22 protein-coding genes are annotated in these 22,237 nt (G+C 57.8%); 5 read left to right on the forward strand and 17 right to left on the reverse strand.

The genetic code is table 11. From position 1 onward, the window contains the following. Positions 1-64: 64 nt before the first annotated feature. From ugpB to livK, 6 genes are all read right to left on the reverse strand, one after another. Entirely contained in the window at positions 65-1,381 is a 1,317-nt protein-coding gene (gene ugpB, locus ACOTX1_RS13840; RefSeq protein ID WP_023314972.1) for a sn-glycerol-3-phosphate ABC transporter substrate-binding protein UgpB, read from the reverse strand. Positions 1,382-1,632: 251 nt separating this feature from the next. Continuing rightward, on the reverse strand, positions 1,633-2,346 hold the full coding sequence (gene livF, locus ACOTX1_RS13845; protein WP_022651964.1) for a high-affinity branched-chain amino acid ABC transporter ATP-binding protein LivF: 714 nt from the start codon (positions 2,344-2,346) through the stop codon (positions 1,633-1,635). Between the two features lies 1 nt (position 2,347). Beyond that, positions 2,348-3,112 carry a high-affinity branched-chain amino acid ABC transporter ATP-binding protein LivG gene (gene livG / locus ACOTX1_RS13850; RefSeq protein WP_003861544.1) on the reverse strand — a complete coding sequence of 255 codons (765 nt, stop codon included), beginning with the start codon at positions 3,110-3,112 and terminating at the stop codon, positions 2,348-2,350. Further along, positions 3,109-4,386 (reverse strand): high-affinity branched-chain amino acid ABC transporter permease LivM, encoded by a 1,278-nt coding sequence (locus tag ACOTX1_RS13855; RefSeq protein WP_003861542.1) that lies wholly within the window; start codon positions 4,384-4,386, stop codon positions 3,109-3,111. Before ACOTX1_RS13855 ends, livG begins: the two co-directional genes overlap by 4 nt. Next, a complete protein-coding gene (gene livH / locus ACOTX1_RS13860; protein ID WP_003861540.1) occupies positions 4,383-5,309 on the reverse strand; it encodes a high-affinity branched-chain amino acid ABC transporter permease LivH in 927 nt (308 codons plus the stop codon). The genes ACOTX1_RS13855 and livH overlap by 4 nt, the downstream gene beginning before the upstream one ends. Positions 5,310-5,355: 46 nt before the next feature. Continuing rightward, a complete protein-coding gene (livK, locus tag ACOTX1_RS13865) occupies positions 5,356-6,465 on the reverse strand; it encodes a high-affinity branched-chain amino acid ABC transporter substrate-binding protein LivK (RefSeq protein WP_003861537.1) in 1,110 nt (369 codons plus the stop codon). 424 nt (positions 6,466-6,889) lie between these two features. Here livK and panM point away from each other — a divergent pair, with 424 nt between their 5' ends. Next, positions 6,890-7,273 (forward strand): aspartate 1-decarboxylase autocleavage activator PanM, encoded by a 384-nt coding sequence (gene panM / locus ACOTX1_RS13870; protein WP_421766827.1) that lies wholly within the window; start codon positions 6,890-6,892, stop codon positions 7,271-7,273. A gap of 117 nt (positions 7,274-7,390) precedes the next feature. On the opposite strand, the gene livJ is transcribed toward panM, so the two are convergent. From livJ to ftsY, 6 genes are all read right to left on the reverse strand, one after another. Next, a complete protein-coding gene (gene livJ, locus ACOTX1_RS13875; RefSeq protein WP_003861530.1) occupies positions 7,391-8,491 on the reverse strand; it encodes a branched chain amino acid ABC transporter substrate-binding protein LivJ in 1,101 nt (366 codons plus the stop codon). 197 nt (positions 8,492-8,688) lie between these two features. Further along, a complete protein-coding gene (locus ACOTX1_RS13880) occupies positions 8,689-9,954 on the reverse strand; it encodes a 4-aminobutyrate--2-oxoglutarate transaminase (protein WP_022651967.1) in 1,266 nt (421 codons plus the stop codon). A 136-nt stretch (positions 9,955-10,090) separates the two neighbouring features. Continuing rightward, on the reverse strand, positions 10,091-10,948 hold the full coding sequence (rpoH, locus tag ACOTX1_RS13885) for an RNA polymerase sigma factor RpoH (RefSeq protein WP_000159624.1): 858 nt from the start codon (positions 10,946-10,948) through the stop codon (positions 10,091-10,093). 250 nt (positions 10,949-11,198) lie between these two features. Beyond that, positions 11,199-12,254, reverse strand: coding sequence for a permease-like cell division protein FtsX (ftsX, locus tag ACOTX1_RS13890; RefSeq protein ID WP_003861527.1), 1,056 nt, complete (start codon positions 12,252-12,254; stop codon positions 11,199-11,201). Continuing rightward, the gene (gene ftsE / locus ACOTX1_RS13895; protein ID WP_006812284.1) at positions 12,247-12,912 is read right to left on the reverse strand and encodes a cell division ATP-binding protein FtsE; all 666 of its coding nucleotides are present in this window, start codon (positions 12,910-12,912) and stop codon (positions 12,247-12,249) included. The genes ftsX and ftsE overlap by 8 nt, the downstream gene beginning before the upstream one ends. A gap of 2 nt (positions 12,913-12,914) precedes the next feature. Then, positions 12,915-14,375, reverse strand: a complete 1,461-nt coding sequence (gene ftsY / locus ACOTX1_RS13900; RefSeq protein ID WP_022651969.1) for a signal recognition particle-docking protein FtsY — start codon at positions 14,373-14,375, stop codon at positions 12,915-12,917. A 127-nt stretch (positions 14,376-14,502) separates the two neighbouring features. On the opposite strand from ftsY, the gene rsmD reads away from it, so the two are divergent. Together rsmD and ACOTX1_RS13910 are read left to right on the forward strand one after the other, a co-directional pair. Beyond that, positions 14,503-15,105 (forward strand): 16S rRNA (guanine(966)-N(2))-methyltransferase, encoded by a 603-nt coding sequence (rsmD, locus tag ACOTX1_RS13905; protein WP_023314975.1) that lies wholly within the window; start codon positions 14,503-14,505, stop codon positions 15,103-15,105. Then, positions 15,089-15,370, forward strand: coding sequence for a DUF1145 family protein (locus ACOTX1_RS13910; RefSeq protein ID WP_003861520.1), 282 nt, complete (start codon positions 15,089-15,091; stop codon positions 15,368-15,370). The genes rsmD and ACOTX1_RS13910 overlap by 17 nt, the downstream gene beginning before the upstream one ends. A 60-nt stretch (positions 15,371-15,430) precedes the next feature. Here the strand turns inward: ACOTX1_RS13910 and ACOTX1_RS13915 are convergent, their stop codons facing one another. Next, positions 15,431-15,787: a DUF2500 domain-containing protein gene (locus ACOTX1_RS13915; protein ID WP_003861518.1), complete on the reverse strand. Its 357-nt coding sequence runs from the start codon at positions 15,785-15,787 to the stop codon at positions 15,431-15,433. A gap of 129 nt (positions 15,788-15,916) precedes the next feature. On the opposite strand from ACOTX1_RS13915, the gene ACOTX1_RS13920 reads away from it, so the two are divergent. Both ACOTX1_RS13920 and zntA read left to right on the forward strand, forming a co-directional pair. Beyond that, on the forward strand, positions 15,917-16,543 hold the full coding sequence (locus ACOTX1_RS13920) for a lysoplasmalogenase (protein ID WP_003861515.1): 627 nt from the start codon (positions 15,917-15,919) through the stop codon (positions 16,541-16,543). Positions 16,544-16,619: 76 nt separating this feature from the next. Then, positions 16,620-18,791: a Zn(II)/Cd(II)/Pb(II) translocating P-type ATPase ZntA gene (gene zntA / locus ACOTX1_RS13925; protein ID WP_023314976.1), complete on the forward strand. Its 2,172-nt coding sequence runs from the start codon at positions 16,620-16,622 to the stop codon at positions 18,789-18,791. Positions 18,792-18,880: 89 nt separating this feature from the next. Here the strand turns inward: zntA and ACOTX1_RS13930 are convergent, their stop codons facing one another. The 4 genes from ACOTX1_RS13930 to tusA form a co-directional block, all read right to left on the reverse strand. Next, on the reverse strand, positions 18,881-20,167 hold the full coding sequence (locus tag ACOTX1_RS13930; RefSeq protein ID WP_022649674.1) for a TRAP transporter large permease: 1,287 nt from the start codon (positions 20,165-20,167) through the stop codon (positions 18,881-18,883). Positions 20,168-20,177: 10 nt separating this feature from the next. Further along, a complete protein-coding gene (locus ACOTX1_RS13935; RefSeq protein WP_003861278.1) occupies positions 20,178-20,687 on the reverse strand; it encodes a TRAP transporter small permease in 510 nt (169 codons plus the stop codon). Between the two features lie 12 nt (positions 20,688-20,699). Further along, positions 20,700-21,671 carry a TRAP transporter substrate-binding protein gene (locus ACOTX1_RS13940; RefSeq protein ID WP_023323840.1) on the reverse strand — a complete coding sequence of 324 codons (972 nt, stop codon included), beginning with the start codon at positions 21,669-21,671 and terminating at the stop codon, positions 20,700-20,702. Positions 21,672-21,905: 234 nt separating this feature from the next. Continuing rightward, on the reverse strand, positions 21,906-22,148 hold the full coding sequence (gene tusA, locus ACOTX1_RS13945; protein WP_000130627.1) for a sulfurtransferase TusA: 243 nt from the start codon (positions 22,146-22,148) through the stop codon (positions 21,906-21,908). Between the last annotated feature and the right edge of the window lie 89 nt (positions 22,149-22,237).

Consider the following 22,237-nt stretch of genomic DNA (forward strand, 5'->3'; position numbering starts at 1 on the left):
TCAGGTTGGTTTCCCCTCACCCCGTCCCTCTCCCAAAGGGAGAGGGTTAGTGAGGGCAAAAAGATTAAGACTTCGTCGACTGCTCAAAGCGGCGCAGCAGCTGATTCCCGCGCTCTACCGCGGAATCCAGCGCCTGCTGTGGCGTTTTCTTCCCGGTCCAGACGCTTTCCAGCTCTTCATCGACGATGGTGCGGATCTGCGGCATGTTGCCCAGACGCAGGCCTTTGGTGAACGGCAACGGCGGCTTGTTCAGCATCTGACGCGTCGCGATATCCGCGCCCGGGTTCTTGCTGTAGAAGCCCTGCTCGCGGGTCAGGTCGTACGCGGCTTTGGTGATCGGCAGGTAGCCGGTCTTCTGGTGCCACTCGGCGGCGTTTTCCGGCTTCGCCAGGAAGTCGAGGAACTCGGCCACGCCTTTGTAGGTGCCGTTGTCTTTACCCTGCATCACCCACAGGCTCGCCCCGCCGATGATGGCATTCTGCGGCGCGCCTTTGACGTCAGCGTCGTACGGCATCATGCCCACGCCGTAATTGAATTTGGCGTAGTGACGGATGTCTGCCAGCGAGCCAGATGAGGCGGTGGTAATGGCGCAATCGCCGTTGTAGAACTTCTCGGTGGATTCGTCTTTACGCCCGAAGTAGCTGAAGTCGCCCTTCTTATTGAGTGCTTCCAGCAGCGCGATGTGCTTCACCTGCTCCGGCTTGTTGAACTCCAGCACCGCGTCGGTACCGTCGAAGCCGTTGTTTTTGGTGGCAACCGGCAGGCCGTGCCAGGCGCTGAAGTTTTCAATCTGGATCCAGCCCTGCCAGCCGCTGGCGTAGCCGCACTTCATCCCCGCCGCTTTCAGCTTCGCGGTGTATTCGGCCAGGTCCTGCCAGGTTTTTGGCGGCTGCTCCGGATCTAAACCGGCTTTCTTGAAGGCGTCTTTGTTGTAGTACAGCACCGGCGTGGAGCTGTTAAACGGCTGGGACAGCAGATGCCCGCTTTTGGAATCCGTATAGTATCCCGCCACGGTTGGCACAAACTGGGACTCGTCAAAGTTAATGCCCGCCTCTTTGAACACCTCGTACACCGGCTTGATGGCTTTGGAGGCCATCATGGTCGCGGTGCCCACTTCATAAACCTGTAACAGCGCAGGCGCGTTACCGGTACGGAAGGCGGCGATGCCCGCGCTCAGGCTCTGCTCGTAGTTGCCTTTGTACACCGGCACAATTTTGTAATCCGGGTGGGTGTCGTTGAAACGTTGCGCCAGGGAGTCAACCTCTTTACCCAACTCCCCTTCCATGGAATGCCAGAACGGAATGGTCGTCACAGCCATTGCGTTCGTCGCAAAAGCCAGACCCAGTGCCAGACCCAAAGCTGTGTGTCGTAACGATGTCATTGTCATCTCTCTTATTGTGCCGGATGCGCGATATCACGCGTTTTATGCTCGCGAGGTAACATGACATGCTCGAATGACAGAAAAATAACTGTTTGTTTACAGACAGGTTACAGCCAGGCGTCAGAGGGATGATGGTTGTGTGAAGGGGTTTAGATGTTGGGTGCGGTCTGGTGCCCTCACCCCGGCCCTCTCCCACAGGGTGAGGGAGAAAACACTAAAAAAGGCAACTTGCGTTGCCTTTTTGCTTTTACCTATCCGCCCAGGTACGCGCTCCGCACCGCTTCGTTCGCCAGCAGCGCATCGCCGGTATCGGAGAGCACCACGCGCCCGTTCTCCAGCACATAGCCGCGGTCAGCGAGCTTCAGCGCCTGGTTGGCGTTCTGTTCGACGAGGAAGATGGTCATCCCCTCTTTGCGCAGCTGCTCAATGGTGTCGAAAATCTGCTGGATGATGATTGGCGCAAGACCGAGCGACGGTTCATCCAGCAACAGCAGACGCGGCTGGCTCATCAGCGCGCGGCCAATCGCCAGCATCTGTTGCTCGCCGCCGGACATGGTGCCCGCGCGCTGAATACGACGCTCCCACAGGCGCGGGAAGAGTTCGTACACCCACTTGATGCGGGTCTGGTATTCATCCCGGTGGGCGAAGAAACCGCCCATCGCCAGATTCTCTTCCACCGTCATGCGGGAGAATACGCGACGCCCTTCCGGGACAATCGCCACCGCTTCACGCATGATTCTGGCGGTCTGCCAGTCGGTGATGTCTTTACCATCAAACACAATCCGCCCGCTGGTGGCGCGCGGGTCGCCGCACAGGGTGCCGAGCAGCGTGGTTTTGCCCGCGCCGTTAGCCCCAATCAGGGTGACGATTTCGCCCTGATTAATATGCAGGCTGACATCGTGCAGCGCCTGAATTTTGCCGTAGTGCGCGTTGACCTTGTCGAACGTTAACATCGCTTTTTCCATCTTATGCCTCACCAAGGTATGCGCGGATCACGTCCGGGTTGTTGCGGATCTCTTCCGGCGTGCCGTTTGCCAGCGGCGTGCCCTGGTTTACCACGTAGATACGGTCCGAAATGCCCATCACCAGCTTCATGTCATGCTCAATCAGCAGGATGGTGGTGTCGTGATGGTCGCGCAGCTCGGCAATCAGCTCGTCCAGCTCTTTGGTCTCTTTCGGATTGAGACCTGCCGCTGGTTCGTCGAGCATCAGGATCTCCGGCTGCGTCACCATGCAGCGCACAATCTCCAGGCGACGCTGATCCCCGTAAGCGAGGTTGCTCGCCTGACGGTTGGCGTGCTGGAGCAGGCCGATACGGTCGAGCCAGGTCGCGGCGCGATCGAGCGCCTCTTCCTGCGTGCGGCGGAAGGCCGGGGTTTTCAGCAGGCCGGAGAAGAGGCCGGTTTTCAGCTGCTGATGTTGCGCCACCAGCAGGTTCTCAATCACCGTCATCTCGCGGAACAGACGCACGTGCTGGAAGGTACGCACCACGCCCATGCGGGCAATCTGCTGGCCCGGCAGCCCTTCAAGATGCTGATCGCGCAGCATGATGGTGCCGCCCGTCGGCTTGTAGAAGCCGGTCAGGCAGTTGAAGACCGTGGTTTTTCCCGCGCCGTTCGGGCCAATCAGGGAGACAATCTCTTTCTTGTGCAGATCCAGATTCACATTGTTGACCGCCAGCAGGCCGCCAAAACGCATCATCAGGCCGTTAACGGATAATAAAGGCTTCATGCCTGCTCTCCTTTCGCCTGTGTGCGTTTCAGCTTCAGCTGTGGACGGGTCATCGGCAGGAGACCCTGCGGACGCCAGATCATCATCAGCACCATCAAACCACCCAGCATTAACATGCTGTATTCGTTAAAGTCGCGCATCAGCTCGCGGGAGACCACCAGCAGGATAGCCGCGAGGATCACGGCGAACTGCGAGCCCATTCCGCCGAGCACCACAATCGCCAGCACGAAGGCCGATTCGGCAAAGGTGAACGATTCCGGGCTGACGAAGCCCTGACGCGCGGCAAACAGCGTTCCGGCGAAACCGGCAAACGCGGCGCTGATGGTAAATGCGGTCAGCTTGATGCGGGTCGGGTTCAGGCCCAGGGAGCGGCAGGCGATCTCATCTTCGCGCAGCGCTTCCCACGCGCGACCCAGCGGCATGCGCAGCAGACGGTTGATCACAAACAGCGTAATCACCACCAGCAGCAGCGCCACCAGATAGAGCCAGATCACGCGGTCGGACGGATCGTATTTGATGCCAAAGAAGTTGCTGAAGGTATCCCAGCCGCCTTCGCGGGCGGTACGGCTGAACTCCAGGCCGAAGAAGGTCGGTTTCGGGATCTGGCTGATGCCGTTCGGACCGCCGGTCACCTCGGTATTGTTGAGCAGCAGGATACGGACGATTTCGCCGAAGCCTAAGGTCACAATCGCCAGGTAGTCACCGCGCAGGCGCAGCACCGGGAAGCCGAGCAGGAAGCCCGCCGCGGCAGAGACCAGCCCCGCCAGCGGCAGACAGGTCCAGAAGCCGAGGCCGTAATAGTGGTTCAGCAGCGCGAAGGTGTACGCGCCGATGGCGTAGAACCCGCCGTAGCCCAGCACCAGCAGGCCAGACAGCCCCACCACCACGTTCAGACCCAGCCCCAGAATCACGTAGATCATGGTCAGGGTGGCAATATCCACCGTCCCGCGCGATACCATAAACGGCCACGCCACGGCAGCCACCAGCAGCGCCACAAGGAACAGCTTCTGTTTCACGGTTGTACCGTCGATCGCCGGCAGGACGAATTTCGGCCCGGAGACGTTTTTCAGCGTCTTCTGGAACAGCGGACGCAGCAGCTGGAACAGGAACACCACAGCGGTGCCGATAAACACCCACTGCCAGCGGATGTCGGGGGCGGTATCCACCACCAGCTTCGTGCCGTCCAGCCCTAACTGGACGCCCATAAAGACGCCCGCCAGGACGAAGAACATGGCGGCAGAGAGCAGCGCCATCGCAAAATGCATCGGTTTCATACTTTCTCTACCTCCGGACGGCCCAGAATACCGGTAGGCATCACCAGCAGAACCAGAATTAGCAGGGCAAACGACACCACATCTTTATATTCGGTGCTCAGATACGCAGAGGAGAGCGCTTCGGCCACGCCCAAAATCAGGCCGCCGATCATCGCGCCCGGAATGCTGCCGATGCCGCCCAGTACCGCCGCGGTGAAGGCTTTCATCCCGGCCATAAAGCCGATGTACGGGTTGATTACGCCGTAGAACTGACCGAGCAACACGCCAGCCACCGCCGCCATCGCTGCGCCGATCACGAAGGTCAGGGCAATCACGCGGTCGGTGTTAATCCCGAGCAGGCTCGCCATCTTCAGATCTTCCGCGCAGGCGCGGCAGGCGCGTCCCATGCGGGAGTAGCGGATGAACAGGGTCAGGGCCAGCATCGCAATAAAGGTCACAACCCAGATTACCAGCTGCATGGTGGTGACAGAGGCGGAGAAGTTTTCGCTGGCCCCCACAATCCACTGGCCGTTAAACAGGCTTGGCAGCGCCACGTCGCGTGAACCTTCAGTCAGGCTGACGTAGTTTTGCAGGAAAATGGACATCCCGATGGCGGAGATCAGCGCGATCAGGCGCTTGGAGCTGCGCACCGGTCGGTAGGCTACCCGTTCGATACTCCAGCCGTAGGCGCTGGCGATCACAATCGCGCCGACAAACCCGGCGGCCACCAGCAGCCAGCTGCTGTCGATGCCCATCATCATCAGCGCGGCGATGATCATAAAGGAGACGTAGCTACCGATCATGTACACCTCGCCGTGGGCGAAGTTAATCATGCCGATAATGCCGTAAACCATCGTGTAGCCGATGGCGATCAGCGCGTAGGTGCTTCCCAGCGTGACGCCGTTAAACATCTGCTGCAAAAAGTAGAGAAACTGCTCGGACATATGCAAACCTTTTTATACCCGCCCGGTGAGCCGGGCGGTGGGATGATTATCTGGCGACCGAGGACGAACCGTCGGCGTGCCACTTAAAGACACCAAATTCAAATCCCTTCAGATCGCCTTTCTCATCCCAGTTCAGCGGCCCAATCACGGTGTTCGCCCCGTGCGCTTTTAAATCTTTCACCAGATCCAGCGGTTCTTTGCTGCCGGTACGGTCCAGCGCGGTGGCCAGAGACTGCACGGCCGCGTAGGTGATCCAGACGTACGGACCACTTGGATCTTTCTTCTGCGCCTTGAGCGCATCCACGATAACCTTATTCGCCGGATCCTGGTCATAGCGTTTTGGCATCGTCACCAGCATGCCTTCGGCAGAATCCCCCGCGATGTTGGACAGGGAGGCATTGCCCACGCCCTCTGGCCCCATGAACTGGGTTTTCAGGCCGGTGGCGCGCGCCTGGCGCAGCATCTGCCCCATTTCCGGGTAGTAGCCGCCGTAGTAAACGAAGTCGATATTCTCTTTTTGCAGGCGGGCGATCAGCGCGGAGAAGTCTTTTTCACCGGCGGTAATGCCGTCGAAGAAGACGATGTTCGCCCCGCCTTTTTTCAGGCCGTCCTGTACGGAACGCGCCAGGCCTTCGCCGTACTGCTGTTTATCATGAATGATGGCGATACGCTGCGGCTTAACGGTTTCGAGGATGTATTTGGCGGCGGTTGGCCCCTGAGAGGAGTCCAGACCGGCGGTACGCATGATGTGCTGGTAGCCGCGCTGGGTCAGTTCCGGGTTGGTGGCGCCCGGGGTGATCATCAGAATGCCTTCGTCTTCGTAGATATCAGACGCAGGCTGCGTGGAAGAGGAACACAGGTGCCCTATGACGTACTGGATACCGTCGTTAACAATTTTGTTGGCGACCGCGACGGCCTGTTTTGGATCGCAGGCGTCGTCATACTCCACGCCCACCAGCTTGTCGCCTTTGATCCCGCCTTTGGCGTTGATATCTTTGATGGCCTGACGCGCGCCGTTGAACTCCATGTCACCCCACTGGGCAACAGGGCCGGACATCGCCCCCACTACCGCAACTTTAATGTCGTCTGCCATAGCGGCATGCGAGATCGACAGTGCGACCATCCCCGCGATTAACGTCTTCGCGTTCCTTTTCATCTCTGAATCCCCATTCGTGATGTCGTGTTTATATTTTGTTTTATTATGGTTAAAAAGCATTCTGTACTTTTAATGAACAACGCTATTTTTACCAGTGCCTTTAATGGTTTAGCGCAGTTTTTTGTCAAAAACCAGACTAATATCTCTATTTTTCAGGCGATTAAGCAAAGATAATATTCTGAAATCAGGCGGAGATAAACAAATAAAAGCGCAGTTGGCAGCATAAAATAACGGTACAAAGCGCCGAATAAATCACTGCCCTTCAGGTTAAAATTCTGCTTATTTTTCGATCCATGTGTTTTCAAACTGCGCATTACGCTGTCAAAAAACTAATCACCTGGTAAATGGGAAGAAAAAGAGAAAGCGCCTGAGCAAATAAATTGAGTACACTGGCCCTACTCTTTTTGATTTGGACAAGCAGCTAATGAAACTGACTATCGTGCGTCTGGTGACCTTTAGCGACCAGGATCATATCGACCTGGGCAAGATCTGGCCGGAATATTCCCCTTCATCGCTGGCCGTCGATGAAAACCACCGCATCTATGCCGCGCGTTTTAATGAACGTCTGCTGGCCGCCGTCCGCGTAACGCTGAGCGGCACGGAAGGGGCGCTGGACTCCCTGCGCGTGCGCGACGTGACCCGTCGTCGCGGGGTCGGGCAGTATTTGATTGAAGAGGTGATCCGCGAAAACCCGAGCGTAAACTCCTGGTGGATGGCCGACGTGGGCGTGGAGGATCGCGGCGTGATGGCAGCGTTTATGCAGGCGTTAGGGTTTACGGCGCAGTCGAACGGGTGGGAGAAGCGCTAGATCTGTGCGGCCTGATACCCTCACCCCGGCCCTCTCCCTAAGGGAGAGGGAGAAAACCGGGTAATCCCCTCTCCCCGTGGGAGAGGGTTAGGGTGAGGGCATCAACCCGCACCAGCATTATTTGGCATCAGTAGCAGTGCCATTGGCATGCCAGTCAAACACGCCGAACTCGAAGCCCTTCAGGTCGCCCTTCTCATCCCAGGACAGCGGCCCCATCACGGTTTCTACCGAGTTCGCTTTCAGCCAGGTGGCAATCTCCGCCGGATCGGCTGACTGGTTCAGGCCCGCTTGCAGAGACTGCAACGCTGCGTAGGTGGTCCAGACGAATGCACCGCTTGGATCCTGTTTCTTCGCCTTGATGGCATCGACAACAGGTTTGTTCGCAGGCACCTGGTCGTAGTTCTTCGGCTTGGTCACCAGCAGACCTTCAGCGGATTCACCCGCGATGTTAGACAGGGAAACGTTCGCGACACCTTCTGGCCCCATGAACTGCGTCTTCAGACCCGCCGCACGCGCCTGACGCAGGATCTGCCCCATTTCCGGATGGTAGCCGCCGTAGTAAACGAAATCGATGTTTTCTTTCTTCAGACGCGCGACCAGGGTCGAGAAGTCTTTCTCACCGGCGGTGATACCGTCAAAGAACACCACGTTGGCGTTCGCTTTTTTCAGGTTATCCTGCACCGCACGGGCCAGGCCTTCGCCGTACTGCTGTTTGTCATGAACAATCGCGATGCGCTGCGGCTTCACTTTTTCCACGATGTATTTCGCGGCGGTTGGCCCCTGATCGGAGTCCAGACCGGTGGTACGCAGGATCAGCTTATAGCCGCGCGCGGTCAGCTCTGGCGCCGTCGCGGCCGGCGTGATCATCAGAATGCCTTCGTCTTCGTAGATGTCAGACGCGGGCTGGGTGGAAGAGGAGCACAGGTGACCAATAACGTATTTGATCCCGTCGTTTACCACTTTGTTCGCCACCGCGACCGCCTGTTTCGGGTCACAGGCATCGTCATATTTTACGATTTGCAGCTTTTCGCCCTTGATGCCGCCCTTAGCATTAATGTCTGCAACCGCCTGTTCCGCGCCCGTAAATTCCTGGTCGCCGTACTGTGCTACCGGACCGGACATTGCGCCCACCACGGCCACTTTAATATCGGCCTGCGCCATGGCGCTGAATGCCAACGCGATACATCCTGCCAGTAACGCTTTACCCTTCATGTTCATCCTGAGATTCCCCATTATTATGGTTATAACGATTGTTGTGATGTTGTTGTGTAGCGCTTTATTTCAGTTATAGGCGTGCTGTTCGCGCTTTTTCAGCATACTCTGCTAAAACATACCCCATTTTTATGATTTTGGAATAGCTAATTTGAAATGAAAATATGATAAGCCCGGCCTTCATTTCAGCCGGGCTTTTGGCTTTATCGTGTCAGCGAGGCGGAAATAATATCCAGCGCTTTACGAAACTGCGCTTCGGGGATGGTGAGTGGGTAGAGGAAGCGAATAACGTTGCCGTAAACGCCGCAGCTCAAAAGCAGCAGCCCTTCGTTCAACGCGCGCTCCTGAACCTGACGGGTAAATTCCGGCGACGGCTGTCCGGTTTGCGGATCGGTAAATTCCACCGCCACCATCGACCCCTGCCCACGGATATCGGCGATATACGGACAGCCATCCTTCGCTTTATTCAGCACCTCGACCAGATGATGCCCGAGATGCGCCGCGCGGGTGCAGAGATCGTCCTCGTCAATCACATCCAGCACCGCATGGGCCGCCGCAATCGCCAGCGGGTTACCTGCGTAGGTTCCGCCAAGTCCGCCCGGGGCCGGCGCATCCATTACCTCCGCCCGGCCAGAGACGGCAGAGAGCGGCATCCCGCCCGCCAGGCTTTTCGCCATAGTGATCAGATCGGGCTTCACGCAGTGGTTTTCCATGGAGAACAGCTTGCCGGTACGGGCGAAGCCGGTTTGCACTTCGTCGGCAATCAGTAAAATCCCGTGGGTATCGCACAGGGCACGCAGCGCCTGCATAAAATCAGCGGGCGCGACGTTGAATCCGCCCTCGCCCTGAACCGGTTCAATAATGATTGCCGCCACCTGATCGGGCGCGATATCGGCTTTGAAGATGCGCTCCAGGCTTTTTAACGCTTCGGCGGTACTGACGCCGTGCAGGCTGTTAGGGAATTGCGCGTGGTACACCGAGCCGGGGAACGGGCCGAAGCCGAGCTTATAGGGCGCCACTTTGCCGGTCAGCGCCATGGTCATAAAGGTACGGCCGTGGAACGCGCCGCCGAAGGTGATAAGGCCGGGACGTCTGGTGTACGCGCGGGCAATTTTCACCGCGTTTTCGACCGCTTCTGCACCGGTTGAGAAAAAGGCGGTTTTGGCTGGCCCCTCTATGGGTACGCGCTGGTTGATGCGCTCGGCAAGCGCCACATAACCTTCATAGGGGACGATCTGATAAGCGGTATGGGTAAAGGCGTGAAGCTGTTTTTCGATGGCGGCGATAACTTTAGGATGGCGATGCCCGGTATTCAGCACGGCGATCCCGGCGGCAAAATCAATATACTCGTTACCTTCCACGTCCCACACCGTGGCGTTTTCGGCTTTATCGGCATAGAAGTTACACATGACGCCGATACCGCGCGGCGTCGCCTGTAAACGCCGGTCGTTCAGTTCGTTATTTTTCACCCTGTCACCCTCTGAAAGTCGCCTGCTTAGCGCATCAGTAAGTGTTTGCCAGGGGGAAGAAATTCGCCAGAGCGGGCGCTAAAAAAACAAAACCCCCAGACTCTCATCCAGGGGTTCTCGGTGTACTTCGCGAAAATTACGCTTCGATAGCGGCGCGAAGTTTTTTCATGGCGTTCTTTTCAAGCTGACGCACACGTTCAGCGGAGACGCCGTAGCGGTCGGCCAGTTCCTGCAACGTGGACTTGTTATCTTCGTCCAGCCAGCGGGCACGGATGATATCCTGGCTACGCTCGTCTAGGCCTTCCATCGCGAAGGTCAGCTTGTTCGCCGCCTGGTCTTCCCAGTTATCCTCTTCAATGCCGTCAGCAAAGTTAGAGGTTTTATCCTGTAGATACAGAACCGGGGCCATCGGCTGGCTGTCGGACGCGTCATCGTCGGCAGACATATCAAACGTCATGTCCTGAGCGGCCATACGGGATTCCATCTCGCGGACGTCTTTGCTGGAAACGCCCAGCTCGCGCGCCACCATTTCCACTTCATCCTGATTGAACCAGCCCAGACGCTGCTTGGTTTTACGCAGGTTGAAGAACAGTTTGCGCTGCGCTTTCGTCGTGGCGACTTTCACAATACGCCAGTTACGCAGGACGTATTCGTGAATTTCCGCTTTGATCCAGTGCACGGCGAAGGAGACGAGTCGCACACCCACTTCCGGGTTAAAGCGACGTACCGCCTTCATCAGGCCAATATTACCTTCCTGAATCAGGTCCGCCTGCGGCAGGCCGTAGCCCGCATAATTACGAGCAACGTGAACAACAAAGCGCAGGTGAGACAGGATCAGCGTTTTAGCTGCTTCCAGATCGCCCTGGTAATGCAGCTTTTCAGCAAGCTCCTTTTCTTCCTCAGCCGTTAACATCGGCCAGGTGTTCGCAGCCCGGATGTAAGATTCCAGGTTACCAACAGGGGCTAAAGCTAAAGTTTGCATTTCTTTGGTCATTCATTCCTCTCAATGTTTCTTCTGGTCCAGGTTGTCCCCGTCAGGCAACAACCATGCCAAAGCGTTTGAGCAACGAGATTAGCATTCACTCTTTTATCAGACAGTGATTTTATCCACAAGTTCCAGGTGGAACAGTGAATAAATTACGCACAAAATGTGACATGAAGATGATTACAGGGGAAGAGACAACAGGGACGCTTTCCCTGCAAGCGAACATCTCGGTGCAGGGAAAGATTATATCACGCTTTTATTAGTCGGGAGTAAAGTGGCGTAAATGTTGAACCGTTGCCAGCCATGCCGCCACCCAGCCGATCATGGAGCACACCAGCAGTAACAGCAGGCACTCATCGAAACCTAAACCACTGATATCAAACTTAGTTCCGAAAACCTGCGCCACCTCGGTGACTGCTGACGACAGCCGCATCACCAAAATTTCTGACAATATCAATGAAAGAAATGCACCAGAAAAACCTAATAACGCGCCGCCGTAAAGGAACGGGCGGAGGATGAAACCATCCGTTGCGCCAATCAGTTTCTGCACGTTGATGGTATCGCGACGGGCGAAGATGCTCAGGCGCACGCTGTTACCGATGACGAGGAACACCGCCGCCACCATCAGCACGCCGATCATCGCCGACACGCGTCCTACCAGCCCGGTCAGGGCGGCAAGACGGGCAAACCAGCTGTCGTCCATGCGCACTTCATCAATCCCGTTAATGCGGGTAATGCGGTCGCGCAGGGTGTTGAGCGAATCCGTGCCCTGGAAATCGAGTTTCGGGATCACCACCGCCACCGCGGGCAGCGGGTTCTCTTCAAGCATATCCAGCGCGCCGCCGAATCCGGACCAGTTGCGGAACTCACCCAGCGCTTCATCGCGGGAAAGATAGTTCACCTTCTCCACGCCCTGCTCGGCCTGAATCTGCCCCACCACCTGAGCCGCCGCGTTATCGTCGAGGGCTTTATCCAGATAAACGGTGATCTGCGGCGACGGATAGTACTGGGACGCCGCCTGGTTTACGTTTTTGTAAACCATGTAGCAGACGCTGGGCAGCGTCAGGGAGATGGCAATCACCATCACCGTCAGGAACGTCGCCAGCGGTTTGCTTTTCAGATCCTGCAACGCGCCCTGGAAGGCATACCGCACCTGCTCGTTAAAGACGTTGGTTTTGCGGGAGTTCGGTTTCGGTGTCGCTTTGGCACGCTTAGGCGCATTGCGATTGCCGTCACCACCGCCCTGAGGCTTGCGGAAACGGTCAAACCGGTTGCTGAACTGCCGAATCTGGTTCATTGCATCACGCTTATTCACCGTGGCCTCCGTGCAAATGCCCGTCGCTCAGGGTCAGCATGCGGTACGAACGGCGGGAGATCAGCCCCATGTCGTGCGTCGCCATCAGTACCGTGACCCCCACGCGGTTAAATTCCTCAAACAGACGCAGGATCCCTTCAGAGAGAGCATCGTCCAGGTTACCGGTCGGTTCATCCGCCAGCAAAACGGCAGGCTTGTTCACCACCGCACGGGCGATACCCACGCGCTGCTGCTCACCGCCGGAGAGCTGGATCGGGAAGTTCTTCGCTTTGTCCAGCAGCCCGACCTTATCCAGCGCCGCCGAAACGCGACGGCGGATATCATCGTAACTGGCGCCGGCAATAATCAGCGGGATCGCGACGTTATCGAAAACCGTGCGATCCATCAGCAGGTGGTGATCCTGAAAAATCATGCCAATCTGACGACGCAGGAACGGCACTTCACGGTTCTTAAGACGGCTAATTTCATGGCCGCTGAACCAGATTTTACCGGCGCTTGGCCGCTCGATCCCACAGATCAGCTTGAGCAGGGTACTTTTCCCCGCGCCGGAATGGCCGGTCAGGAATGCCATCTCGCCTGGCTGGAGGTGGAATGTCACCCCCTGTAGCGCTTGTCTCCCGCCGAGATAGGCCTTGCTGACGTGTTCAAAGCGAATCATTGTTAGTCCTCTCGGGCAAATAGTGCCTCAATAAAGTCGTCCGCTTTAAACGGACGTAAATCCTCAATACGCTCGCCCACACCGATGTAACGGATAGGAATGCCGAACTGGTCGGCCACGGAGAAGATCACCCCGCCTTTCGCGGTGCCGTCCAGCTTGGTCAGCGTGATCCCGGTCAGTCCTACCGCTTCATGGAACAGCTTCGCCTGGCTGATGGCGTTCTGTCCGGTGCTGGCGTCGATAGTCAGCATAATTTCATGCGGTGCATCTTCGTCCAGCTTCTTCATGACGCGAACGATTTTCTTCAGCTCTTCCATCAGGTGCGATTTGTTCTGCAAACGCCCCGCGGTATCCGCAATCAGCACGTCCACGTTACGCGACTTCGCCGCCTGGATGGCATCGAAAATCACGGACGCGGAATCCGCGCCGGTGTGCTGAGCAATGACCGGAATATTGTTGCGCTGGCCCCACACCTGGAGCTGTTCCACCGCTGCCGCACGGAAGGTATCGCCCGCCGCCAGCATCACCGATTTGCCCTGCTGCTCAAACTGGCGCGCCAGCTTGCCGATGGTGGTGGTTTTACCCACGCCGTTGACGCCAACCATCAGGATAACAAACGGCATTTTGCCTTCAATATTAAGCGGTTCGTCAACTTTTGCGAGAATTTCACCCATCTCGTCTTTCAGCAGGCCGTACAGCGCCTCGGCGTCACGCAGCTGTTTGCGGCTCGCCCCTTCAGTCAGGTTAGCGATGATCTTCCGGGTGGTTTCCACGCCCACGTCCGCAATAAGCAGCTGCTCTTCCAGCTCCTCAAACAGATCGTCGTCGATCTTTTTGCCGCGGAACAGACTGATAAATCCGGAACCTAAGTTTTCTTTGGTTTTGAGCAGGCTGCGTTTCAGGCGCGCGAAGAAACCTTCTTTTGTCGGTTTTTCCTGCTCCTGAACGATCTCTTCTTCGGCCTGCTCTTCCACCGGTACGACGATGACCGCTTCTTCAGCCGCTTCCGCCGCCAGCGCCTGGGCTTCCAGCTCTTCGTCGGTCAGCTCTGGCTCAAGGACCGCTTCTTCTTCCACCGCCTCAACAATTTCAACGGTTTCCGCTTCGGCCAGCCACTCTTCGGCAGAAACCTCTTCAGCTTTAACCTCTTCGGGCAGCGGCAGCGCTTCGTGTTCGATAGCGGCCTGCGGCGCTTCGGTAAGGGTTTCTACGATAACCGGCTCTGGCTTCTCGCTCTCCTGAACCTGCTCAGTGACCTCAACCACCTCTTCAGCAAAGGATTCAATCTCTTCTTTACTGTGGGCTGGCTCTTCCGCTTCGACAACCGCAGCGGTTTCGACAGGCGTTTCAGGCTGTGACTGCTCTTCTACAACCTGCTGTTCTTCGGTTTTCTGTTCTGTTTCTTGCTCTTTTTCACCGAAACCCAACCAGGAAAAGAAGCCACGTTTTTTTTGTTTTGCCATCTGCGACTACACTCCTCGCGGCGCTATATACAGGGAAGCTAAAAAAATGATGAAATAGTCTAACACTTTACTTAATTGACATCACCGCCCGCAATCGCAGGGCAATGGTTAACAGAGCTTTCCTGAGATGAAGAAACCCACCCGCGCCCCGGCCGGTCAAATTCGCATTATCGGCGGTCAGTGGCGAGGCCGGAAATTACCGGTGCCGGACAGCCCCGGTTTACGCCCCACCACGGACCGCGTTCGCGAGACGCTGTTTAACTGGCTCGCCCCGTCTATGGTAGACGCCAACTGCCTGGACTGCTTCGCCGGAAGCGGTGCATTAGGGCTGGAAGCGCTGTCGCGCTATGCTGCCAGCGCCACGCTGCTGGAGATGGAGCGCGGCGTCGCGCAGACGTTGCAGCAAAATTTGGCTACGCTGAAGGCAACCAACGCCAAAGTGGTGAATACCAACACGCTGAGCTTCCTCGCCCAACAGGGGACGCCGTACAACGTGGTGTTTGTTGACCCGCCGTTCCGTAAAGGGCTGCTGGAAGAGACGCTATCCCTGCTGGAGCAAAATGGCTGGCTGGCGGACGACGCGCTGATTTACGTTGAAAGCGAAGTGGAAAATGGTCTGCCGTCCGTTCCCGTTCATTGGGATCTGCACCGCGAGAAGGTCGCCGGCCAGGTGGCTTATCGTCTGTATCACCGTCAGGCACAAGGAGGATCCGATGCCAGTACTGATTAACGTAGGGCGCGTGCTGATGCTGGGCGTCTGGGCATTTTTGATTTTGAATCTGGTGCACCCGTTCCCGCGTCCGCTGAATATCTTCATTAACGTGGCGCTGATTTTTACCGCGTTCATGCATGCCTTACAGATGGTGATGCTGAAAAACGGACTGCCGAAAGATAGCCCACCGATGACCGGCTGGCAGCAGCTGCGGGTGTTTATTTTCGGCGTATTTGAGCTGCTCGTGTGGATGAAGAAGTTTAAGGCGCAGGTGAAGAAGTAAGGTGCGGTGTGATGCCCTCACCCTAACCCTCTCCCACTGGGAGAGGGGACCGATCGCGCATTATTCAGCCCTAAAACCTACAAAACGCGACCCTTTATAGCTCAGCGTGCCTTTCTCTCCCACCGTCAGCTGATGGTACTGCTGCGCCTCCAGGCGGAAGGTCATCTCCAGCCCGCCGGTTTCCGGCTTAAAGCTCGCTTCATAGCGCATCGTTGTGCCCGCAGGCGTCACCTGCTGCTGGCGGGAGCGGCGGTCGTTAAGCGGCTTCTCACGCTTGTTCGTCACCACCACGCGCTTTTGCATCAGCGGCGCGGCGTCATTGTCGGCCTTCTCACGGCGCTGCTGCACGAAGCGAAACGAGGCGGCAATGACGATAATCGCCACCACGATAATGAAAAACAGCGGCATCTTGCTCATTGAAAAATCCCATCAGATTATGCGGAATTCAGGATACCTCGCCTGCCCCGGCATTGCCAAACGCCCGCTCGCGTCACTACACTGGATCAGGAACTGATCATTCAGCCTCAACAGTTACAGGGAGTTAATATGCTTTGGTCATTTATCGCTGTCTGTTTTTCCGCATGGCTTTACGTCGATGCGTCCTACCGTGGCCCAGCCTGGCAGCGCTGGTTATTTAAACCCGTCACGCTATTACTCCTGCTGTTGCTTGCCTGGCAGGCCCCGATGTTTAACGCCGTTAGCTATCTTGTCCTCGCGGGGCTGTGTGCTTCCCTGATTGGCGATGCCTTAACCTTGCTGCCGCGTCAGCGCCTGCTGTACGCCGTGGGGGCGTTCTTCCTGTCACATCTGCTCTATACCATCTACTTTGCCAGCCAGATGACGCTCTCCTTCTTCTGGCCGCTGCCGCTGGTGCTGCTGGTGATTGGCGCCCTGCTGATCGCGGTGATCTGGTCGCGTCTGGAAGAGATGCGTCTGCCGGTCTGTACGTTTATCGCTATGACGCTGGTGATGGTGTGGCTGGCGGGCGAGCTGTGGTTCTTCCGTCCGACGGCGCCTGCAATGTCTGCGTTCTTCGGTGCCGCACTGTTGCTGTTGGGTAATATCGTCTGGCTGGGCAGCCACTATCGTCGCCGCTTCCGTGCGGATAATGCGATTTCCGCCGCCTGTTACTTTGCCGGACACTTCCTGATTGTGCGTTCGCTGTATATCTAAATAACGCTTGACTCTGGAGTCGACTCCAGAGTGTATGCTGCGGTTAATGAGAAAATTATCATTACCGGAGACTGCCATGTCGACTCCAGAAACACCTAAAAAAGTTCCCCAATTCTCGGCACTTAAGCTCAGCCCGGTTCCGCCAAAAGAGGACTGCTGCTGCGAGGGCGCGTGCGAAACCCAGACCGAAGCGCTGCCTGAAAGCGGCAACCGCTACAGTTGGGTGGTCAACGGCATGGACTGCGCGGCCTGCGCCCGCAAAGTGGAAAATGCGGTGAAGCAGGTGCCAGGCGTGAATCACGTTCAGGTGCTGTTCGCTACCGAAAAGCTGCTGGTCAGCGCCGAAAACGACGTCAGCAGACAGGTTGAAGCCGCCGTCAGCAAAGCGGGTTATACCCTGCGCAGTGAAACGGCGCCCGCAGAAAAAACGTCCCCGCTAAAAGAAAATCTGCCCCTTATCACCCTCATCATCATGATGGCCCTGAGCTGGGGGCTGGAGCAGATCAACCACCCATTCGGCAACCTGGCGTTTATCGCCACCACGCTGGTTGGCCTGTTCCCGATTGCGCGTCAGGCGCTGCGTCTGATGAGAAGCGGCAGCTGGTTTGCCATCGAAACGCTGATGAGCGTGGCGGCTATCGGGGCGCTGTTTATTGGCGCGACGGCGGAAGCGGCGATGGTGCTGCTGCTGTTCTTAATTGGCGAACGCCTTGAGGGCTGGGCGGCGAGCCGGGCGCGTAAAGGGGTGAGCGCGCTGATGGCGCTGAAGCCGGAAACCGCCACGCGGGTTATTGATGGTCAGCGTGAAACGGTCGCCATCAACACCCTGCGCCCGGGCGACGTGATTGAAGTGCCCGCAGGCGGACGCCTGCCAGCCGATGGGGCCCTCGTTACTGCCACCGCAAGTTTTGACGAAAGTGCCCTGACCGGGGAATCCATCCCGGTAGCGCGCGCGGCGGGTGAAAAGGTGCCTGCGGGCGCCACCAGCGTCGACCGACTGGTGCAGTTGACGGTCCTTTCCGAACCGGGCGACAGCGCCATCGACCGCATCCTCAGGCTGATTGAAGAGGCCGAGGAGCGCCGCGCGCCGGTAGAACGCTTTATCGATCGCTTCAGCCGGATTTACACCCCCGCCATCATGCTGGTGGCGCTGCTGGTCACCGTCGTCCCGCCGCTGTGCTTCGGCGCGCCGTGGGAGGGCTGGATTTACAAAGGGCTGACGCTGCTGCTGATCGGCTGTCCGTGTGCGCTGGTGATCTCCACCCCGGCGGCGATTACCTCAGGGCTGGCGGCGGCGGCACGTCGCGGGGCGCTGATTAAGGGCGGCGCGGCGCTGGAACAGCTGAGCCAGGTTCAGCACATCGCCTTCGACAAAACCGGCACGCTGACCGTCGGCAAGCCGCAGGTGACCGGCGTGTATCCGCAGGACATCAGTGAAGACGCCCTGCTGACGCTGGCCGCTGCCGTGGAGCAGGGCTCCACTCACCCGCTGGCGCAGGCGATTGTGCGAGAAGCGCAGTCGCGCGGGCTGAACATCCCTCCGGCAACCGCCCAGCGAGCGCTGGTCGGGTCAGGGATTGAGGCTGTGGTCGAAGGCAAAAAAGTGCTGATTGCCGCGGCGGACTCGCGCTCTACTCCACAGGTTGAGGCGCTGGAGCAGGCCGGGCAGACGGTCGTTGCCGTGATGCAGGACGGTGTACCGATGGGCATGCTGGCGCTGCGCGACACCCTGCGCGACGATGCGAAAGACGCCGTCGACGCGCTGCACAGGCTGGGAGTACAGGGCGTGATCCTGACCGGCGATAATCCGCGCGCGGCGGCGGCGATTGCCGGTGAGCTGGGGCTGGAGTTTAAGGCCGGATTGTTGCCTGCCGATAAAGTCAGCGCGGTAACCGAGCTGAACAGCAACGCCCCGCTGGCGATGGTCGGGGACGGGATAAACGATGCCCCGGCAATGAAAGCTTCCACCATCGGCATTGCGATGGGCAGCGGCACCGACGTGGCGCTGGAGACCGCCGACGCGGCGCTGACGCACAACCGCCTGACCGGGCTGGCGCAGATGATAGATCTTGCGCGGGCGACGCGGGCCAATATTCGGCAGAACATCGGCATTGCGCTGGGTCTGAAGGGGATTTTCCTGGTCACCACGCTGCTCGGCATGACCGGACTGTGGCTGGCGGTACTGGCGGATACGGGGGCGACAGTGCTGGTTACGGCGAACGCGTTGCGGCTGTTGCGCCAAAGGTAAAAGTGAAACGGCAACCGGGTTGCCGTTTCTCGTGTTTGCCCCCTCTCCCCGCGGGAGAGGGCCGGGGTGAGGGCATCAGGCCGCACGCATCACTGCATCCCTAGCAGCCCCGGCAACCACAATGAAATCGCCGGGATGTACGTCACCATCCCCAGCACCACCAGCAACATACCGTAAAACGGCAGCATCGCCCGCACCACGTGCTCGATCTTCTGCTTACTCACCGCGCTCGCCACAAACAGCACCGATCCGACCGGCGGCGTGATCAGCCCAATCCCCAGGTTCACCATCATGATCATCCCGAAATGCACCGGGTCGATACCCAGTGCATTGGTCACCGGCAGCAGCACCGGGGTCAGGATCAGGATGATCGGCGCCATGTCCATCAGCGTGCCAATCAGCAGCAGCATGATATTGAGGTACATCAGGATCACGTATTTGTTATCGGAGAGCGACGTGAAGAATTCGGTGATGCGCATCGGCAGCTGCATGTAGGTCATTACCGCGCCAAACGCCGCGGCAAAGCCAATCAAAATCATCACGATGGTGACGGTTTTCACCGTGCGGCACATCAGCTTCGGCAGTTCGCTCCATTTATAGTCGCGGTAGATAAACATGGTGACGAAAAACGCCCACAGGCAGGCCACGGCGGCAGATTCGGTCGCCGTGAATATCCCGGACAAGATCCCGCCGAGGATAATCACCACCGTCATCAGCCCCCACAGGGCATCGAGCATGATTTTCAGCGCCTGCCTGAACGGGATTTTGTCCCCCTTCGGATAGCCGCGCTTGCGGGCGAAGCACAGGCAGAGCACCATCAGGCTCACGCCCAGCAGCAGGCCCGGCAGCACGCCCGCGATAAACAGCGTGGCGATGGAAACCGTTCCCCCTGCCGCCAGGGAGTAAATCACCGAGTTGTGGCTGGGCGGGATCAGGATCGCCTGCACCGACCCGCTGGCCGTCACCGCCGCCGCGTATTCGCGCGGATAGCCCTTCTTCTCCATCTCCGGGATCATCACGCTGCCGATAGACGCCGTATCCGCCACCGACGAGCCGGAAATCGCGCCGAAGAACGTTGATGCCACGATGTTCACCAGCGACAGCCCGCCGCGAATAAAGCCGACAAAAACGTACGCGAAGTTAACCAGCCGTCGGGCAATACCCCCTTCCGCCATGATCGCCCCGGCAAGAATGAAGAACGGGATCGCCAGCAGGGTAAATTTATTCACTCCACTGGTGATCTGGATCATCAGCGCCTCCAGCGGCAGGTCAATCCACAGCGCGCCCGCCACGGCGCTTAAGCCGACGGCGAAGGCCACCGGCATCCCCAGCGCCAGCAAAATGGCGAGGGTGAATAACAAAACAAACGCATCCATTGTTCACCCCTTAACTGTGATTGCCGATCAGCACGACGGGACGGTTTTCCTGCGAGCCAAACAGCAGGCGTTCAAGCACAAACAGGATCAAAATGGCCGACCCGACAGGCAGCGGCAGATAGCTTTCGCCGGAGGTCAGGAGCGGAAACTCCGCCACCGGCTGCTCCCACAGCTCGACGCACAGCCAGTAGCTGTACCAGCACATCAGGCCGGAGATGAGCAGCATCAGCAGATCCACCACTCGCGCGCATACTCTTTGCAGCGACGCGGGCAGGCGGTCGGTGAGCATGTTGACCGCGATATGCGACCCGGCGCGATAGCTCACCGCCGCGCCGATAAAGGTAAACGTCACCATGCAGATAATGGCGATCGGCTCCGGCCAGGATTCGCCGCGATTGAGCACATAGCGAGAGAAGATGCCAATGGGGATCACAATCGTCATCACCAGTAGCGAGAGACCCGCCACCACCATGGCGAGCAGGTACAGACGGTCCATCCACTTCAGGTAGAGTTCGGACATACGTACTCCGGCTTACTGAACGTCAGCGATGGCTTTCATCAGATCCTGATGCTTATCGCCATACTGCGCGCGCACCGGCTCTGTCGCCTTGATAAACACCGTTTTATCGATGTCGTGGAACTGCACGCCGCCGGCCTTCATTTTCGCCAGCGCCTGGTCGTTATACGCATTCCACAGCTTGCGCTGCTCGAACTGCGCTTCGCGGGCCAGCGTCAGGATCTTTTGCTGTTCGTCAGCGCTGAGCTTGTCCCATTTCACTTTGGAGTAGAGCAGCATTTCCGGGGTGATGAAGTGGCCGCTCAGCGTGTAGTTTTTGGCGACCGGCATATAGTTGTGGGCGATAAAGGTTGGCGGGTTGTTCTCCGCGCCGTCGATCACCCCGGTCTGCATGCCGCTGTAAACCTCGCTGACGCCCATCGCCACCGAGTTCGCCCCCATCGCTTTCAGCGTGGCCAGCGCCACCGGGCTGCCCTGCACGCGGATTTTCTTCCCTTTCAGATCGTCCGGTTTGACGATCGGCTCTTTGGTGATCAGGTTGCGGGTGCCGGAATCCATCCAGCCAAGGAAGACCAGACGCGATTTCGGGTTGGCGGTGAGTTTGTCGCCGATCTGCTTGCCGATATCCCCGTCAATCACCTTGTGCATGTGGTCTTCATCGCGGAATACGTAGGGCAGGGTAAACACTTCGATATCCGGCAGGATGGCGGCTACCGGCGCCATGGAGACGCGGATCATGTCGATCGCCCCCATCTGCGCCTGCTCAATCATCTGCTTTTCATCCCCCAGCACGCCGCCGGGGAAGACCTTAATCTCCAGCTTGCCATCGGTTTGTTGTTTGAGTTTTTCACCCATGTGCTGGACCGCCACCACGTTCGGGTAGCCTTCGGGATGCACATCGGCGGCTTTAATGGTCTGGGCAGAAACGGTGCAGGCGAAAGCAGTCAGACACAGCGCGGCCAGTAACGGCTTGAGGGTCGTTTTCATTAAGTCAACTCCAGGGTAGTGAGATAAGCGTTAAAACGATGTTTTAATTTTTGACGCTTAAAAATTAGACTACGGCTGGAAAAGGGAGGGTGAAGCGCCTCACAAAAAGCGCGAAATTTTGAAACGATGGTTCGAAATTGTGATGAGTACTTGTCGGGTGGCGACTGCGCCTTACCCGACCTACTACACCCGTAGGCCCGTGCAAGCGAAGCGCCGCCGGGCGTCAGGCCGCACTTACCCCTTACGAATCAAATACCGGTACGGCAAGGTCTCGGTTTGCTGCGCCACCAGTTCATGTTCCATAAAGGTACAAAAGCCGGGGATATCACGGGTGGTAGCCGGGTCATCGGCGACGATCAGCAGCGTTTCGCCACTCTGCATGTTACGGACGGTTTTACGCACCATCATTACCGGCTCCGGGCAACGGAGGCCCTGAGCATCAAGCGTGTGGTCTGGGCTGGAAAACAGGTCGGTCATTTTCTTCTCGTTCAGGTAAAAACGGCTGTAGTTTACGCCCCGCTATCGCCAATGCAAACCAGGTTAACGATTGCGTGAAAATTAGCCAT

Origin of the sequence: Enterobacter cloacae complex sp. IR5401 (genome assembly GCF_049238425.1) — a bacterium.
Classification (GTDB): Bacteria; Pseudomonadota; Gammaproteobacteria; order Enterobacterales; family Enterobacteriaceae; genus Enterobacter; species Enterobacter hormaechei_C.